This is a genomic window from Sphingopyxis sp. EG6 (assembly GCF_003609815.1).
Classification (GTDB): domain Bacteria; phylum Pseudomonadota; class Alphaproteobacteria; order Sphingomonadales; family Sphingomonadaceae; genus Sphingopyxis.
The window spans coordinates 2,720,377-2,737,465 of the sequence record NZ_AP017603.1 but is presented as its reverse complement, the minus strand read 5'-3'; the positions used below and the strand labels follow the sequence as shown (position 1 = coordinate 2,737,465).

Here is a 17,089-nt window from a genome sequence, read left to right as displayed (position 1 = left end):
CGCTCTCCCTAACTCATCAGTTCGTTGTAGATTTCGTCATCGCTGCGGCTCGCGGCGTTGCGCCATTTGGGGGCGGCCTTGCGGTTGAGGACGCGGCCATCGGCGTCGAGGATCGCGACCGTCGGTGTGCCCTTGATCTTGAAGCGGAACCGCTTGGCAACCTCGGGATTGCGGCCCCAGCTGCGGACGTGCGGCATGCCGATATCGGCGTAGATGATCTCGTAGCGCGTGCGGACGGGGGCGAAGCGGTCGGTGGCGATGAGGTTCGCGAGCCAGGCGCTGTCGTGGCAGCCGCCAGTGCCCATGACGAGCAGGACGGGTTTGCCCGATTGTCTGGCGGCGGCGAGCGCCGCGTCGATCGCCGGCATCGGATCGGCAATGAAGGCGGTGCTTTTATACGCATCTTCGACGCCGGGAAGGGTGCGTGGTTCGGCGGCACCAGCGGGCGATGTCGCGAGCAAAGCCGCGAAGGCAAGGATGATCGGACGCGTCATGTTCGGACGATAGGTTTCGGATGACGTTTCCGTCAACGTAAGATAGCCTCCCGCCCATGAGCTGGGAAAAAGAGATCGACGAACTCGCCGCGCGGCGCGCGATGGCCGAGAAGATGGGCGGCGAAGAAAAGGTCGCGCGCCAGCATGGGCGCGGCAAGCTGGACGCGCGGGCGCGATTGAACGCGATCGTCGATCCGGGCAGCTTTCGCGAGATCGGCAAGATCGCGGGGCGCGGAACTTATGGCGCTGACGGCGAACTCGAAGACCTTGCGGCCAGCAATTTCATTTTCGGACGCGCGAATATCGACGGGCGGCCGGTCGTCGCCTCGGCCGACGATTTCACCGTGCGCGGCGGCGCGGCCGATGCGGCGCTGCACCGCAAATTCATCCAGTGCGAGGCGATGGCGCATGAATATCGCCTGCCGCTCATTCGCATGATCGACGGCACCGGCGGCGGGGGGTCGGTCAAGACGCTCGAGGATATGGGTTATACCTATATTCCACATGTGCCGGGGTGGCATGAGATCATCGCCAACCTCGACACGGTGCCGGTGGTGGCGCTGGCGCTGGGGCCGACAGCAGGGCTGGGCGCGGCGCGGGTGGTGGCGAGCCATTACAGCATCATGGTGCGCGGACTGTCGCAGCTGTTTGCTGCTGGCCCGGCGGTTGCGGCGGCGATCGGCGATACGCTCGATCGTGAGGAACTCGGCGGCAGCGACGTGCATACGCGCAACGGTGTCGTCGATGATGAGGTCGCAAGCGAGGCCGAGGCGTTTGCGGCGGCGCGGCGGTTCCTCTCCTATCTGCCCTCGTCGATCGATGACCGGGCCGAGCGTAGGCCGTGCAGCGATCCCGTCGATCGCCGCGACGAGAGCCTGTTGTCGGTCGTGCCGCGCGAGGCGAAGCAGGTCTATTCGATGCGGCGCATCGCGACTGCCGTGTTCGATCAGGGCAGTTTCTTCGAGATGGGCGCGCGCTGGGGGCGGGCGGTGATTACCGCGTTCGCGCGCCTCGACGGCTATCCGGTTGCGGTCCTCGCGAGCGATCCGTCGTACCTCGGCGGGTCGTGGGACGCGAAGACGAGCGAGAAGGCCGAACGCTTCGTCAAACTGGCCGACCAGTTCCGGCTGCCGATCGTGCATCTGGTCGACAATCCGGGTTTCATGATCGGCGGCGAGGCCGAGCGGACGGGGACGATCCGTTATGGCGTGCAGGCGATGAACGCGATCTACCGCGCGCGCGTGCCGCTGGCGTCGGTGGTCGTGCGCCGCGCCTACGGGATCGCGGGCAGCGCGATGTCGAACGCCGAGCGCTTCCAATACCGCTTTGCGTGGCCGTCGGGCGACTGGGGCAGCCTGCCGATCGAGGGTGGGGTCGAGGTGGCGTATAAGAGCGAGCTGGAGGCGGCGCCGGACCCGGCGGCGCATCTGGAGGCGATCCGCGAAAGGCTCAACCGCGTGCGCAGCCCGTTCCGGACGGCGGAGAAATTCGGGGTCGAGGACATTATCGACCCAAGGGATACGCGGCCTTTGTTGTGCGAATTTGCGGACTTGGCGTGGCGGGTGGTGAAATAGCGACTTCCCTTCCCGTTTACGGGAGGGGCAGCGAGACTTGGGCCTGCGTAGCAGGCGCTAGTCGCAGCGGGGTGGGCATATGGCGCGGCGTTGCCAGCCCACCCCACTGCGGCTAGCCAGCAAGCTGGCAAGCCTCGTTGCCCCTCCCGCTTGCGGGAGGGGATGGCTCGGGAAGGGCATATGACCACGCAACGCCATTTCGGCATGGACTGGCTCCGCATCGGGGCGTTCGCGCTGCTGATCCTCTATCATATCGGCATGTATTTCGTGCCGTGGGGCTGGCACGTCAAAATCGCCGAGCCGCTCGATTGGGTCACCATTCCGATGCTCGCGACGAACGGCTGGCGCTTGGCGTTGCTGTTCCTTGTGTCGGGGTACGCAAGCGCGGCGCTGTTCGCCAAGCTGGGCGGCAGCGGCGCGTTCGCGCGGTCGCGCAGCGCGCGGTTGCTGATCCCGCTGATCTTTGCGGTAGTCTTCGTCATTCCGCCGCAGCCGTGGATCGATCTGGCGGGGCAGCATGGCTATCCGCACGGATTCCTGCATTTCTGGCTATATGATTATTTCGGTTTCCAGTTCATCGACGGCATCGCGCTGCCGACCTGGCAGCATCTGTGGTTTGTCGTGTATCTGTGGGTTTACACGATGCTTGCGGCGCTGGTGATTGCGGTTGTCCCTGCATCGGCCCGAGCGCGGATGTCGGACGGCGCGGCGCGGTGGTTGCGCGGATGGGGTCTGCTCATCGTCCCGATGCTGCTGTGGATCGCGATCTATTTGGCCTTTCCCGATCATGACGAGACGCATGCGCTGTTCGACGACGGGCCGTCGCATCTCCACTTTCTGGTCGCGTTCACGATCGGCTGGCTGCTGCGCGTTCGGCCCATATTGTTCGAGGCGGTGGCGCGGGTCTGGAAACTTGCCGCGGTGCTGGCGGTGCTCGCCTTTGCGCCGATTGCCTGGATTGAATGGACCTGGCCCGGCGACATCCGCGCCCCCGGCTGGGCGATCCTGCTCTATCATCTGGCGCGGCAAGTGCAGGGGTGGGCGACGATCATTGCGCTGCTGGGGATCGCCGACCGATATTGGAACCGCGACCATGCGCGGCGAGCGATGCTGGCCGAGGCGGTGTTCCCCTTTTACATCGTCCACCAGACGATCATCGTCGTCGTCGGCTGGTATCTGCTCGGCGCCAATGTCCCGGCGCTGCCGTCCTTCCTGATCCTGCTCGCGGCGACGGTAACGGGATGCTGGCTTTTCTATTGGATCGGGCGCAGCATCGGCTGGCTGCGGCCGCTGATCGGCTTGCAGCGCATTTAGGGGGAGACATCATGGGTGCATTGAAGGGCGTTCTCGCGATCGTCGGGGTCGCGATGATCCTGGTCGGCGGGCTGTGGGCGTTGCAGGGGCTCGACATCGTGCGCTGGCCGGCGAGCAGCTTCATGCTGGGCGATACGACATGGACGCGCAACGGCATCGTGCTGGCGGTCGTCGGCATCTTTCTGGTCTGGTTCGCGCGCAAGCGTTGATTTGGCTATCGACTACAAATGTAGTTGATCTGTATTGCTGATGCGATACACTCCCTTTTGGCCGGGCCTGGATGGGAGATCAAAGGTGATTCGTTCGACGCATATTTTGGCCGCTTTGCTGCTTGCGAGCAGCGTCGCGCTGGTTCCGGTGATCATGGCGGCGCCGGCCCAGGCAGCCGACGATGCCAGCGCCGATGCGATCGCGGAAAAATACGCGTCGCTGCTTGAACGCGATTATGTCTATCCCGACACCGGCAAACGCTATGCGGCGGCGATCCGCGCCGCCATGGCGTCGGGCCGCTATGCACCGCTGGCGGGCGACGCGCTGGCGAAAGCGCTCGATGCGACGGTCAACGGGGTGTCGCCCGATGGCCATTTGCGCGTCCGCCCGCCCGAAGGCAGCACGCCCGTCGCGCCGCCTGCGGGGAGCGGCGCGCCGCGCGCGGCGCCGGTGAGCCTGCCCTCCGTCGAGCAGCCCGGGTGGATCGCACCGGGGATCGCCTATATCCGCTTCAACCTGTTTCCGATGGACGCGGCGGTGACCGCGCAGGCGGCAAAGTTCATGGCCGATCACGCCGACGCCAAAGCGATCATCTTTGACATCCGCACCCATCGCGGCGGCGGTCTCGACCAGATGGACGTCATTTTCCCGTGGCTGTTCGACAAGCCGACGCGGCTGGTGACGATGGCGACACGCGCCTCGGTCGATGCGGCGGGCGGCTCGCCGATCGCGGGTGTTCCGACGCTGCGCCAAGTCGGCGGCGATCCGGGCATGGTGGCGCGCGAGCATTGGGCAACGCCCAATGGCGACAAGCGACTGCATGATGCAAAAATCTTTGTCCTGACGTCGGGCGCGAGTGGGTCGGCGGCCGAACATTTTGCGCTGGCGATGAAGCATACGGGGCGCGGCACGCTGGTCGGCAGCGCCACCGGCGGCGCCAATCATTTCGGCTATGGCGAGGAGCTGGGCGGCGGGTTCCAAGCGTTCATCCCGGTCGGGCGAACCTATGACCCCGTCACCGGCAAGGATTGGGAAGGCGATGGCGTCGCGCCCGATGTCGCGGTGGCCCCGGCGGATGCGCTGGTGCGCGTGCTGACCGACCTGGGGGTCGCGGCGGGCGAGGCGAAGCGATTGTCGGACCTGCACCTGCCGAAAGCGCCGATGGAACGGCGGCGGCCAAGGGCGGCCCGCTAGCTCTCCATTGTCATTACGACCTTATCCGGGATGACGGGTCGCTAGGACGCGGCGAGTTTCGTCAGTGCGTCGCCATCGACGCGCATGACGGTCCATTCGTCCATCAGCCTGGCGCCGAGGCTCTGGTAAAAGCCGATCGCGGGCGCGTTCCAGTCGAGCACGCTCCATTCGAGCCGCGCGCAGTCGCGGGTCACGCACAGCTCGGCCAGATGCGCGAGCAGCGCCTTGCCCAGCCCCGATCCGCGCGCGGCGGGGCGGACGAAGAGGTCTTCGAGATAGATGCCGGGGCGCCCTTCGAAGGTCGAGAAATTGTGGAAGAAAAGCGCGAAGCCCTGCGCTTCGCCGTCGATCTCGCCGATCAGCACCTCGGCATAAGGGCGCGGGCCGAACAGCTTGGCGCCAAGCTTTGCCTCGTCAAAGCGAACCTCGTGCGCGAGCTTTTCATAGTCGGCAAGGTCGCGGATGAACTGCGCGATCAGCGGCAGATCGGCGGGGGTGGCGGGGCGGATCGCGAGGGTCATGCCCGCCCTGTGTCGCGCGCCGCCGTCGCTGTCAAACCTCCAGCTTGTGGAGCGCGCAGCTGTTCGCAAAGCCGAGACCGCGCTTCAGCGCCGGATAGGCGGTCACCGTTGCCCCGGTGAGCGCCATTTCGAAGCGGACGGTGCGCCCATAGAGCATTTCGACCTGCGCGCCATGCGCGTCGGCGGCGGGGTCGTGGCTGCCGATCGCGACGCCGAATGCAAAGGCTTCGGCAAGGTCGGCGGGCGGGTCGCCGGCGAGCAAGCGGTTGACGGTGGCGCGCGCGACACTGTCGCCGAGGGCACTTTCGGCAGCGATCAGCGCGCAGGGACCGCAATCGGCAGCGAGCGTCGCGCCGATCCGCGCGGCGTGGAAGGCGTCGGCGGGCGCGGCGTGGCGGTGCGCGGTGACCGGCATGAAGTGCTGGAATTTTTCGGCAGCATGGCCGGGCGCGGCGATCAGGTCGGGGAGATAGGGGCTGTTGCCGCCGGTTGCCTTGTCCGCGGCCTGCGCGAACAGCCGCGCGGGGATGCCCGCGGGGGCGATCCGCTGGCGCGCGAACAGGATCGCCAGCGCCGCGATGACGAGCAACGGATGGCCCAGAACCCCCGGCGCGTCGGCCCAGAATGTGGCGGGACCGCAAATGCCCGCCAGCACTTCGTAGATGTGGAGCAGCCCGTGCAGCGTCAGCCATAGTCCACCGACGACCGCAGCGCGCCAGCGCAGGATCGGATGCGCGGCGGCGTAGAGCAGGATCAGTCCCGACCCGACATAGGCGAGGCCGATGTCACGGATGAAATGCGCGTTCGGTGGCCCGGTGGTGATGACGGTCGGGATGAACACATACCAGGCGAGCGGGTCGACGAGCATGAAGCCGCCATTGGCGATGGCGCCGACTGCGGCGATCAGCAGCAGCAGCTGGACGAGCCGGTCCAGCGCATCGAATTTGCCCAGCATATCGGATCCCCCCTCGCTTGGTATCGCGGGGCAATTTAGGCGGCTGCGGCCAGCGTGTAAAAAGCTAAGATGTACCGGGCGCAGGCATCTATTTTCCCTTGATCCCCGCCGCTTGTTCCAGTTCGACCAGCGCATCCTCCAGATAGTCGATCAGTCGCTGGACGTGCGGCACGCTGCGGCGGCACGCGGTGATGCCGAAGTCGATATTCTTGTTGTTGCTGACCTGGGTGATGTTCATCGCCATGCCGTCGACCGGGATGCTCGCGGGATACATGCCGTCCAATCGCGCGCCGTTCCAATAGAGCTGTTCGCGCGGGCCGGGGACGTTCGAGATGGTGACGCTGTACGCGGGAAATCGGTCGGCGGTGCGGGTGAGCGCGGTCAGCATCTGCGGCATCTGCGTGATCGCGGTGTATATCTGGATCTGCTGCGCGGTCATCTCGCGCAGCTGCGCCTTCGCCGCGTTCATCGAAGCCTGGATCGTGCGCATGCGCTCGGCGGGATCGTCGATATGCGTCGCGAGATTGGCGGTCACCGCGGCGACCGAATTGCCCGAATCGATGTCGTCCTTGGCGCGGATCGACACCGGGGCCATGGCCTTCAGCGGCTTGTCGGGCAGCTCGTTCAGCGATTGCAGATATTTGCGCATCGCGCCCGAACACATGGCGAGCACCGCGTCGTTGATCGTCCCGTCATAGGCCTTGCCCATCGCGCGCACGCGGTCGAGCGACCAGCTTTGCGCGACGAAGCGGCGGGCGCCGGTGATGTTGCGGTTGAAGCTGGTGCGCGGCAGGCCCGCCCACGGTGTTGCAAGGTCGCCGCCGCCCAGTCCGAACATCGCCGCCGCATATTGGTTCAAGGCCTTGGTCACCCCGACGCTGTTGCCCCATTGCTCCTTCAGAAAGGCGCCGATGGCCTTGAGGTCGGTGATGCTGGGGGTCGGCGCCTTTTTCGCGGTCGGGAATTTGCGCTTATAGGCTTCATAGACTTCGACCGACATCGGCGAAGCGGTGGGTTTGTAATTCTTGTCGTTGCTCAGCATTGCATTGGTGAAATGCATCGAGCTGGCGCCGTCCATGAACGCATGGTGGATCTTGAAATAGGTCGCGATCTGGCGGTTCGGCAGCCCCGAGATCAGCGTGATTTCCCACATCGGCCGGGTACGGTCGAGCAGGGTGCCGTGCAGGCGCGAGGCGAGCTCGAACATCTCGCGATAGCGCCCCGGTTTTGGCAGCGCGGCGGCGCGGACATGATAATGCATGTCGATGTCCTTGTCGGGGACCAGCCGGATCGGGCCATATTGGCCGAGCGGGGTGAGCTTCAGGACTTCGGAAAATGGCCGCCGCAGCCCTTCCTGCTGGCGGAGCAAGGCGAGCATCTCGTTCAGCCATTCGGTCTCGTCGACCTTGTCGGGCAGGGTGTAGAGATTGACCCCGCCGACATGCATCGGCGTCTCGCGCGTTTCGGCGACGAGGAACATCGCGTCGGTCACCGGCATCAACCGCATGGCAGCTCTCCCCACTGTTTATGCTGCGTCTTTGGTGCGCAGCATGAAAGTGGGGTGGGGGTGAGTCAAGCGACGGGCGTTATGCAATTCGTCATCCCGGCGAAGGCCGGGATCTCAACGGTGCGTTTTGGCGCGCGGGCGAGATCCCGGCCTTCGCCGGGATGACGAGGAGGGGGTGATTGCCTCGCCCAAATTGAGCGGTTATCGCACCCCCATGGCCAAGCTCTATTTCTATTATGCCAGCATGAATGCGGGCAAATCGACGACGCTGTTGCAGGCGGATTTCAACTATCGCGAGCGCGGCATGGAGACGATGCTGTGGACCGCGGCGCTCGACGATCGTTATGTCGTGGGGCAGGTCACCAGCCGCATCGGGTTGATGGCCGAGGCGCATAAATTTGATCCCGACAGCGACCTGTGGGCGGCGGTGAACGCCGAACATGCGCAGCGCCCGCTCGCCTGCGTGCTGGTCGACGAGGCGCAGTTTCTGACCCGGGCGCAGGTGCTGGAACTGGCGCGGCTTGCCGACGAAAGCGGCATTCCGGTGCTCTGCTATGGCCTGCGTACCGATTTTTCGGCCGAGCTGTTCCCGGGTTCGGCGGCGCTGCTCGGCATCGCCGACGCGCTCGTCGAGCTTAAAGCCGTGTGCGAATGCGGACGCAAGGCGACGATGAACCTGCGCGTCGACGAACAGGGCCGCGCGGTGGTCGAAGGCGCGCAGACCGAGATCGGTGGCAACGATCGCTATGTCGCGATGTGCCGACGCCATTTCATGGCAAAGCGGCGCGAGGCCGCCGCCGCCGGGGTTCCCGCTTGATCGCGGGCGCGTGCCGACACTTCGGTTTTGATGAAAGGATTTCCATGCGTAACACGCTGTTGCTGACCGCTGCTGCCCTGCTGGCCGCCGCACCCGTCCAGGTCGCATCGCAGCCGAAGCCCGAAGCGGTGCTGAAGACCAAGGGCTATTTGTCGGCGGTCCGGATCCTCGATCGCGATCACGACCGGATGGTCGATGAAATCATCAAGCTGACCGAAATTCCGGCGCCGCCGTTCAAGGAGGCCGCCCGCGCCGCTGCCTATCGCGACATGTTGATCGAGGCCGGGCTGGCAGATGTCGAAATCGATGCGGAAGGCAATGCGATGGGCGTCTATCGCGGCACCGGCCCTGCAGGCGGTCCGGCGGTGATGATCGCCGCGCATCTCGACACGGTGTTTCCCGAAGGCACGCCGGTCAAGGTGCGCCGCGAAGGCACGCGCCTGCACGCCCCCGGCGTCGGCGACGACACGCGCGGCTTGGCGGTGCTGCTCGCCTATGCGCGCGCGATGAAGGAAAGCGGCGTCCGGGTGAAGCAGGACATCATCTTTGTCGGCAATGTCGGCGAGGAAGGGCCGGGCGATCTGCGCGGGGTCCGTTACCTGTTCACCAAGGGCAAATATAAGGACCGGGTGAAGACCTTTATCTCGATGGACGGCATCGATCCGTCGCGCATCGTCACCGGCGGCGTCGGGTCGAAGCGTTATCGTGTCACCTATAAAGGGCCGGGCGGGCATAGCTTCAGCGCGTTCGGGCTGGTCAACCCGATGGCCGCGATGAGCCAGACGATCGTCGATTTCTATAAGATCCCGGTCCCTGCGAAACCCAAGACGACCTATGCGGCGAGCGTCACCGGCGGCGGCACATCGGTCAATTCGATCCCCAACGAGGTCTTTATCGAATTCGACATGCGGTCCGAAGATCCGGGCGAGCTTGCCAAGCTGGAGCAAGCCTTCCTCGCGGTTGTCAAAAAGGGCGTCGAAACCGAAAATGCGGCGCGATCGGTCAAGGAGGGCGCGATCACCGCGGACATCAAACCGATCGGCGACCGACCGGCGGGCGAAACCGCGGCGACGCAGCCGATTGTCTGCAATGCCAATGCGATCATTCGCGCGCTGAGGCTGACCCCCCGATCCGCCTTTTCGTCGACCGATGCGAACCTGCCGATGAGCCTGGGGATTCCGGCGGTGACGATCGGGTCGGGCGGCGAGGGCGGACGCGCGCATGCGCTCGACGAGTGGATCGACGTCGAGAAGACCAAGAGCGTGCACGGCGCGTCGGTGGGGCTCGCCATCCTGCTCGCGACCGCGGGCGCCCGATGATCTGCGATCGCCTGTATGTCGAATTGGCCGACGGGGATTTGCGGCTCGTCAAATTGGCCGAGGCGCATCGCGAGGCGCTGCGCGCGGTATGCGCCGCCGACGACGACATCTGGGCGATCTATTCCTCCAGCTTTGGCGGGGAACATTTCGATCGGAGTTTTGACGCGCTGGTCGGTGGCGGCGGGCGGATGCCCTATGCGATTTTCGACGGCGACACGCTGGTCGGGATGACCGCGTGGCTGCGTCCCGACTGGTCGGCCGAGACGGTGGAGATCGGCAACAGCTATCTCCATCCCAATGCGCGCGGTACCGGCTTCAACGGGCGCCTGAAGCGGCTGATGATCGACCACGCCTTTACCGCCGGTATCCGCCGCATCGAATTTCGCATCGATGAGCGCAATAAGCGCAGTCAGGCCGCGGTCGCGAAGCTCGGCTGTACCAAGGAGGCGACGCTGCGGTCGGAACGGATCACCTGGACCGGCCATGTCCGCGATACCGCGCTGTGGTCGCTGCTGGCCGACGAATGGGCGAGCAGGCGCGCTTGAACGGCTGGATCATCCTCGACAAACCGCTGGGGCTTGGCTCGACGCAGGCGGTCGGCGCGGTGAAGCGCGTGTGCCGCGAGGCGGGGCTCGGCAAGGTCAAGGTCGGCCATGGCGGCACGCTCGACCCGCTGGCGACGGGGGTGCTGCCGATCGCGCTCGGCGAGGCGACGAAGCTGTGCGGGCGGATGCTCGACGCCAGCAAAATCTATGAATTTACCGTGCAGTTCGGCACCGAGACCGCGGGGCTCGATGCCGAGGGCGAAGTGGTCGCGGTAAGCGATGTGCGACCGACACTGGCCGAGGTGGAGGCGGTGCTGCCGTGCTTCACCGGACCGATCGAGCAGGTGCCGCCGGCTTACTCGGCGATCAAGATCGATGGCGAGCGGGCTTATGATCGCGCGCGCAAGGGCGAAGAAGTCGAGATGAAGGCGCGGGGGGTGATGGTGCATTCGCTCCAAATCCTCCCCACTTGTGGGGAGGTGGCAGCGCGAAGCGCTGACGGAGGGGGCTGGCGGTCTGAGACGTCGGCTGAGGCCGCCAGCCCCCTCCACCATGCTTCGCATGGTCCCCCTCCCCGTTCCGCGGAGGATCTCGAATCCATCACCCTTATCGCCCACGTCTCCAAGGGCACCTATATCCGCAGCCTTGCCCGCGACATCGCGCGCGCCGTCGGCACCGTCGGGCATGTCACGATGCTTCGCCGCACCAAAGCCGGGCCGTTCGACCTGTCACAGGCGATTTCGCTGGACAAATTGAACGCGTTCGGCCAAGGGGCCGCGCAATCAGAGATATTTCTGCCGCTCGAGGCAGGGCTGGTCGACATCCCGGCTCTGAACCTTTCCCCGGAAGCGGCAGGGGCGATCCGTCAGGGTCGTGTCTGGACCGGGGTAGCTACGGATGACGGGCTCTATTGGGGACGGGACGATCAAGATCGTCCGATCGCCCTGATTGAGGCTTTGGCGGGAACGCTGAAGGTCGTCCGGGGCTTCAATCTGTAAACAAGGATGTTCGAGGAAAAACGAATATGTCGATTACCGCCGAGCGCAAAACCGAAGTCATCAACGACAATGCCCGCGCAAAGGGCGATACCGGTTCGCCGGAAGTGCAGGTCGCAATCCTGACCGACCGCATCAACACGCTGACCGCCCACTTCAAGGCGCATCACAAGGACAACCACAGCCGCCGCGGCCTTTTGATGATGGTCAACAAGCGCCGCAGCCTCCTCGACTATCTGAAGAAGAAGGACGAGGCCCGCTATCAGGCGCTGATCGCGAAGCTGGGTCTTCGTAAGTGACGTAATCGTTCGGCCCCCGGTAACGGGGGCCGTTTACGTATTGCGTCATCCCCGCGAAGGCGGGGATCCAGGGCGGCATCAACCGAGGTTCATTCCGCCAGCGGCCCCCGCCTTCGCGGGGGCGACGTTAAAGAGTAAGGGCCGCCCCGCATCCGGCGGGGCCGCCATAGGGCAGACAGACGCCCTACACCGCCCCGGGCCGGATTGCCCGGACACAGAGGCCCCGCCCGGCATAGGGCCCGGCGGGCGAAGGAAACCACATGTTTGACGTGAAAAAAGTATCGATCGAGTGGGGCGGTGAAACGCTGACGCTCGAAACGGGCAAGGTTGCCCGCCAGGCCGACGGCGCCGTGATGGCGACGCTGGGCGAAACGGTCGTCCTGTGCGCCGTGACCGCCGCGAAGTCGGTGAAGGACGGGCAGGACTTCTTCCCGCTCACCGTCCATTATCAGGAAAAATATTCGGCCGCGGGTCGCATCCCCGGCGGCTTCTTCAAGCGCGAACGCGGTGCGACCGAAAAGGAAACTTTGGTCAGCCGCCTGATCGACCGTCCGATCCGTCCGCTGTTCCCCGAAGGTTTCTATAACGAAATCAACGCCATTGCCCAGGTTCTGAGCTATGACGGCCACAACGAGCCCGACATCCTTGCGATGGTCGCGGCGTCGGCCGCGCTCACCATTTCGGGCGTGCCCTTCATGGGCCCGATCGGCGCCGCGCGCGTCGGCTATGTCGACGGCGAATATATCCTCAACCCGACCGACGCGCAGGTTGCCGAAGGCGACCTCGACCTCGTCGTCGCTGCGACCTACGACGCGGTGATGATGGTCGAATCCGAAGCGAACGAGCTGTCGGAAGAAATCATGCTCGGCGCGGTCCTGTTCGCGCACGATGCCTGTAAGGAAGTCGTCAAGGCGATCATCAAGCTCGCCGAACAGGCCGCCAAGGATCCGTGGGAAGTCGCCGCCGGCGACGACAATGCCGCGATCAAGGACAAGCTCAAGAAGCTGATCGGCAAGGATATCGCGGCGGCTTACAAGCTGACCGACAAGTCGGCGCGTTCGAATGCCTTGAACGAAGCGCGCGCGAAGGCGAAGGAAAGCTTCACGGCCGACGGCCTCAGCCCGCAGGACGTCATGGCGGGCATCAAGCTCACCAAGAAGCTCGAAGCCGAAATCGTGCGCGGCGCCATCCTCAAGGACGGCAAGCGCATCGACGGCCGCACGACGACGCAGATCCGCCCGATCGTCGCCGAAACGCACTTCCTGCCGCGCGCGCATGGTTCGGCGCTGTTCACCCGCGGCGAAACCCAGACGATTGCTACGGCTACTCTGGGCACCAAGGATGCGGAGCAGATGATCGACGGCCTCAACGGCCTGTCGTACCAGAACTTCATGCTGCACTATAACTTCCCGCCCTATTCGGTCGGTGAAGTCGGCCGCTTCGGCGCCCCGGGGCGCCGCGAAGTCGGTCACGGCAAGCTCGCATGGCGCGCGCTGCACCCCGTGCTGCCGACCAAGGACGAGTTCCCCTACACGATCCGCCTCACCAGCGACATCACTGAGTCGAACGGCTCGTCGTCGATGGCGTCGGTCTGTGGTGGTTCGCTCGCGATGATGGACGCCGGCGTGCCGATCAAGCGCCCCGTGTCGGGCATCGCGATGGGCCTGATCCTCGAAGGCAAGGATTATGCGATCCTCAGCGACATCCTCGGCGACGAGGATCACCTCGGCGACATGGACTTCAAGGTCGCGGGCACATCCGAAGGCATCACCACGATGCAGATGGACATCAAGATCGCGGGTATCACGCGCGAGATCTTCGAAGCCGCGCTCAACCAGGCCAAGGAAGGCCGCGCGCACATCCTTGGCGAGATGAACAAGGCGCTCGGCGAGACCCGCAGCGAATTGTCGGCGCACGCACCGCGTATCGAAACGATGCAGATCGACAAGTCGAAGATCCGCGATGTCATCGGGACCGGCGGCAAGGTGATCCGCGAGATCGTCGCGACCACCGGCGCCAAGGTCGACATCGACGACGAAGGCCTGATCAAGATCTCGTCGAGCGACCTCGACCAGATCGAAGCCGCGCGCAAGTGGATCAGCGGCATCGTCGAGGAAGCCGAAGTCGGCAAAATCTATGACGGCAAGGTCGTCAACCTGGTCGATTTCGGTGCGTTCGTGAATTTCATGGGCGGCAAGGACGGTCTCGTCCACGTCAGCGAAATCGCGAACGAGCGCGTCGAGAAGGTCTCGGACGTCCTCAGCGAAGGCCAGGAAGTCAAGGTCAAGGTGCTCGAGATCGACCAGCGCGGCAAGGTTCGCCTGTCGATGCGCGTTGTCGATCAGGAAACCGGCGCCGAGCTGGAAGACACCCGCCCGCCGCGCGAACCGCGCGGGGACCGTGGTCCGCGCGGTGACCGCGGCGATCGTGGCCCGCGCCGCGATGGCGGCGGTCGTGGCGACCGTGGTCCGCGCCGCGACGGCGACCGCGATCGCGGCCCGCGCCGCGAACGCAACGACGGCCCGGAAGATCAGGGCCATGTGCCTGATTTCCTGAAGGACTAAACCTTCGGTTTATCGAAACAGGAAAGGGGTCGCCGAGAGGCGGCCCCTTTTTTCTTAACCTGCTTAAGGATATGAGAATATCCAGGCAGGAGAGGAATAGGGCGATGGGTAAGTGGAGCGGTCTGTTTCTTGCAGTCGCTTTAATCGTCGTTTCTGGTCTCTTAGGGACATCGACCAGCGCTTGCGCCTGCGTCGAGCCGATGCCGGAGAAAGAGCTGCGAGCTCTGATCCGAAAAGCCGACACAGGCGATATCCGCGCTGTTGGACAAGTGTGGCAGGAATATGCGCTTGTTCGTGAGGATCGCCGTAAGGGAAAGATATGGGCTAGCCGTGCGATCCGCGTTGGCGATCCGCATACGATGGTGTCCATGGCCGACGATTGGATGTGGGAAGGTCAGCGTGCCATCGACAAACGGCATAAGCTTGTTTTCTATGACGCCGCGATCCGGCTATTGGAAAACGGATACCGCAATCGCAACATGCTTCCTACCTGTGGTCCCGGCGGGTCCAACGATAGATATTTCTACATCGCAAATCTCCGCAGCGCGCGCGCAGCCCTGGCTACTGCAAGTAGCGGTCCAAGCAGCTGGATTCGCAGCGCAGGCAGGAAAAATGCTTCGGCTGCATATCATGTTGCAAACCACTATTTCTGGGTAGAGCTGGACCAAAGTAAGCGTGGGCAATGGGAACTTCGCGCATCCGAACTGGGTGACCCAATGTATGCGGGCAGCGTGGTCGATAGGCGCGCGAAATCGGATGACATTCGAGATATTGTCTATTCCTTGGGCAGGGCTGACGAGATCGCAAAACTGGGCGACAGCTGGGTTCAGAAGGCCGTGACTGCTGAGCTCCGGTATCGACTAGCCAGAACGCGGCATTTTGCCAGCGGTAAAAAGGGCAAATTTGTCGACCCAAATTGCAAAGCCGCCTGACGGGACTTTCTAACCCGCCAATTCGGCCTTCCTCGCGTTGCGCTGCCGTCGCGATGGCGGACTATTTCCGCGACGCGGCGCTCTGGTCGCGGATCGCCTTGAATTCGCTGCCGGCTTTCCAGCCGGGCCAGCGACCCGAGCGCGCCAGTTCGTCGCCGATTGTGTAGAATAGCGAAATATCCTGCACCGCGCCGTCGAGGTTCCAGTCCGGACCCCAGGCGTCGCACGCCTGATGATAGCATTTGCCGGTATAGGCATCGACCCACGCCTGCCCCGCGGGCTTGCCGCCGTTGACAAGGTCGGAGGCACCCGCGATCCCCATCATCAGCAGCACGGGGACGCCGCGTTTGGCCATGCTGAAATGGTCGGCGCGGTAGAATAGCCCGCGTTCGGGCAGGCTTTCGACCGAAACGGTGCGCCCCTGCGCGGCGGCGACGCGCGCGAGATCATCCTCGAGCGTTCCCTGGCCCTTGCCGATCAGGATGACGTCCTTGGCGCGCCCCGCGGTCTGCAGGATGTCGAGGCCAAGGTTGGCGACGGTCTTTTCGACCGGATAGAGCGGGTTCGCCGCATAGGCCTCGGATCCGAGCAGGCCGCGTTCCTCGGCGGTCCAGAAGGCGAAGAGGATGCTGCGATCGGGCGGCGGCGCGGCCTTGAAGCCGCGCGCGATTTCGAACAGTCCCGCGACGCCGAGCGCGTCGTCATTGGCGCCGGCGCGGTAGATGCGCCCCGCTTCGTCGGGTGCGCCCGCGCCATAGGCGTCCCAATGCGCGCCATACATCACGACCTCTTCGGGGCGCTTGGCGCCGGGGATCTTCGCGAGGACGTTCTGGCTTTGCACAACCGCGTGCGTCACCGGGACGGCTGCGTTGAAGTCGGTGCCAAGATCGATGGGTTTGAAGTCCTTGCGGCGCGCGGCGATGCGCAGTTTCGCGAGATCCTGCCCGGCGTCGGCGAACAATTTCGTCGCGGTCTCGCCCGAAATCCAGCCCTGCAGCGCAAGGCTCGTCATCTTTTCGGGCGGTACGACGAGGCCGTAATTTTCGCCGCCGCCGCTTTTGACGACGTTCCAGCCATAGCCGACGCCTTCGGTGTCATGGACGATCAGTGCCGCGATCGCGCCGCGCCGCGCTGCCTCTTCGAACTTGTAGGTCCAGCGACCATAATAGGTCATCGTGCGGCCGCCGAACTTGCCGAACGCGTCTTCGCCCTTGCCCGCGACGAAATCGGGATCGTTGATCAGGAAGACTGCGACCTTGCCCTTCAGATCCTGGCCCTTGAAATCGTCCCAGCCGCGTTCGGGGGCGGTGACGCCATAGCCGACGAAAACGAGCGGCGCGTTCCGTACAACCGCCTGATCCTTGGGCTGGAGCGTCGAGACATAGATGTCCGTGCCGAAAGCGAGCGGCGTCGCCGCGCCCTTGCGGTCGAACGCCAGCGTCGTCGCGGTTCCAAGGCGGGTGTGCAGCAACGGCACGGGCTGGGTCCAGCCGCCGTCGACCCCCGCGGGTTCGAGCCCGAGCGCCTGCAGCCGCCCGATCAGATAGCCGATCGTGCGCTCTTCGCCGATCGTCCCGGGTGCGCGGCCCTGAAACTGGTCGGAGGCGAGCGTGCGCACGGTTTCGGTGAGGTTGGCGGGGTCGATAGCGGGCGCAGTCTGCGCGATGGCGGGGACCGAAACGGTAGCGACGAGCGCGGCGGCGGCGAGGCGTAGGGTCATGAGGTTGGGGCTTCCCGGTTGATGGCCCGCCAGCCTAGGCGGTTTCGCGGCAGCATTGAAGCGCGCAAATCGTCACGCGGCAGAGGTGCGATTTGACCGCAAGAAACGGGGCGTCGGCGGCGCGTCGGC

Annotated in this window: 16 protein-coding genes; 11 read left to right on the top strand and 5 right to left on the bottom strand. The window is 64.8% G+C overall.

Features of this window, described 5'->3' with window-relative positions; translation table 11 throughout:
• Positions 1-8: 8 nt before the first annotated feature.
• Entirely contained in the window at positions 9-530 is a 522-nt protein-coding gene (locus SPYCW_RS13255; RefSeq protein ID WP_120217168.1) for a thioredoxin family protein, read from the bottom strand.
• Between the two features lie 20 nt (positions 531-550).
• Here SPYCW_RS13255 and SPYCW_RS13250 point away from each other — a divergent pair, with 20 nt between their 5' ends.
• From SPYCW_RS13250 to SPYCW_RS13235, 4 genes are all read left to right on the top strand, one after another.
• Positions 551-2,068 carry an acyl-CoA carboxylase subunit beta gene (locus SPYCW_RS13250; RefSeq protein ID WP_120217167.1) on the top strand — a complete coding sequence of 506 codons (1,518 nt, stop codon included), beginning with the start codon at positions 551-553 and terminating at the stop codon, positions 2,066-2,068.
• 180 nt (positions 2,069-2,248) lie between these two features.
• Positions 2,249-3,382: an acyltransferase family protein gene (locus tag SPYCW_RS13245; protein ID WP_120217166.1), complete on the top strand. Its 1,134-nt coding sequence runs from the start codon at positions 2,249-2,251 to the stop codon at positions 3,380-3,382.
• Positions 3,383-3,393: 11 nt separating this feature from the next.
• Entirely contained in the window at positions 3,394-3,591 is a 198-nt protein-coding gene (locus SPYCW_RS13240; protein ID WP_120217165.1) for a hypothetical protein, read from the top strand.
• An 85-nt stretch (positions 3,592-3,676) separates the two neighbouring features.
• The gene (locus SPYCW_RS13235) at positions 3,677-4,786 is read left to right on the top strand and encodes a S41 family peptidase (RefSeq protein WP_172595497.1); all 1,110 of its coding nucleotides are present in this window, start codon (positions 3,677-3,679) and stop codon (positions 4,784-4,786) included.
• Between the two features lie 41 nt (positions 4,787-4,827).
• Here the strand turns inward: SPYCW_RS13235 and SPYCW_RS13230 are convergent, their stop codons facing one another.
• The 3 genes from SPYCW_RS13230 to SPYCW_RS13220 form a co-directional block, all read right to left on the bottom strand.
• Entirely contained in the window at positions 4,828-5,307 is a 480-nt protein-coding gene (locus SPYCW_RS13230; protein WP_120217163.1) for a GNAT family N-acetyltransferase, read from the bottom strand.
• A 31-nt stretch (positions 5,308-5,338) separates the two neighbouring features.
• Positions 5,339-6,262, bottom strand: a complete 924-nt coding sequence (locus SPYCW_RS13225) for a hypothetical protein (RefSeq protein WP_120217162.1) — start codon at positions 6,260-6,262, stop codon at positions 5,339-5,341.
• A gap of 88 nt (positions 6,263-6,350) precedes the next feature.
• Positions 6,351-7,769, bottom strand: a complete 1,419-nt coding sequence (locus SPYCW_RS13220) for a WS/DGAT/MGAT family O-acyltransferase (RefSeq protein ID WP_120217161.1) — start codon at positions 7,767-7,769, stop codon at positions 6,351-6,353.
• A gap of 214 nt (positions 7,770-7,983) precedes the next feature.
• Between SPYCW_RS13220 and SPYCW_RS13215 the strand changes: the two genes are divergently transcribed.
• The 7 genes from SPYCW_RS13215 to SPYCW_RS13185 all read left to right on the top strand — a co-directional run bounded on the left by SPYCW_RS13215 (position 7,984) and on the right by SPYCW_RS13185 (position 15,240).
• Positions 7,984-8,586: a thymidine kinase gene (locus SPYCW_RS13215; RefSeq protein WP_120217160.1), complete on the top strand. Its 603-nt coding sequence runs from the start codon at positions 7,984-7,986 to the stop codon at positions 8,584-8,586.
• 44 nt (positions 8,587-8,630) lie between these two features.
• Complete coding sequence (locus SPYCW_RS13210) at positions 8,631-9,905, top strand: M20/M25/M40 family metallo-hydrolase (RefSeq protein ID WP_120217159.1); 1,275 nt, start codon at positions 8,631-8,633, stop codon at positions 9,903-9,905.
• Positions 9,902-10,450, top strand: a complete 549-nt coding sequence (locus SPYCW_RS13205) for a GNAT family N-acetyltransferase (protein ID WP_120217158.1) — start codon at positions 9,902-9,904, stop codon at positions 10,448-10,450. The genes SPYCW_RS13210 and SPYCW_RS13205 overlap by 4 nt, the downstream gene beginning before the upstream one ends.
• Entirely contained in the window at positions 10,429-11,448 is a 1,020-nt protein-coding gene (gene truB, locus SPYCW_RS13200) for a tRNA pseudouridine(55) synthase TruB (RefSeq protein WP_120217157.1), read from the top strand. Before SPYCW_RS13205 ends, truB begins: the two co-directional genes overlap by 22 nt.
• Positions 11,449-11,474: 26 nt before the next feature.
• Complete coding sequence (gene rpsO / locus SPYCW_RS13195; protein ID WP_120217156.1) at positions 11,475-11,744, top strand: 30S ribosomal protein S15; 270 nt, start codon at positions 11,475-11,477, stop codon at positions 11,742-11,744.
• Between the two features lie 260 nt (positions 11,745-12,004).
• Entirely contained in the window at positions 12,005-14,308 is a 2,304-nt protein-coding gene (gene pnp / locus SPYCW_RS13190) for a polyribonucleotide nucleotidyltransferase (protein WP_120217155.1), read from the top strand.
• Between the two features lie 104 nt (positions 14,309-14,412).
• On the top strand, positions 14,413-15,240 hold the full coding sequence (locus SPYCW_RS13185; protein ID WP_145985987.1) for a hypothetical protein: 828 nt from the start codon (positions 14,413-14,415) through the stop codon (positions 15,238-15,240).
• 61 nt (positions 15,241-15,301) lie between these two features.
• Here SPYCW_RS13185 and SPYCW_RS13180 read toward each other — a convergent pair whose 3' ends face one another.
• Complete coding sequence (locus tag SPYCW_RS13180; RefSeq protein WP_120217153.1) at positions 15,302-16,960, bottom strand: M28 family metallopeptidase; 1,659 nt, start codon at positions 16,958-16,960, stop codon at positions 15,302-15,304.
• Positions 16,961-17,089 lie beyond the last annotated feature (129 nt).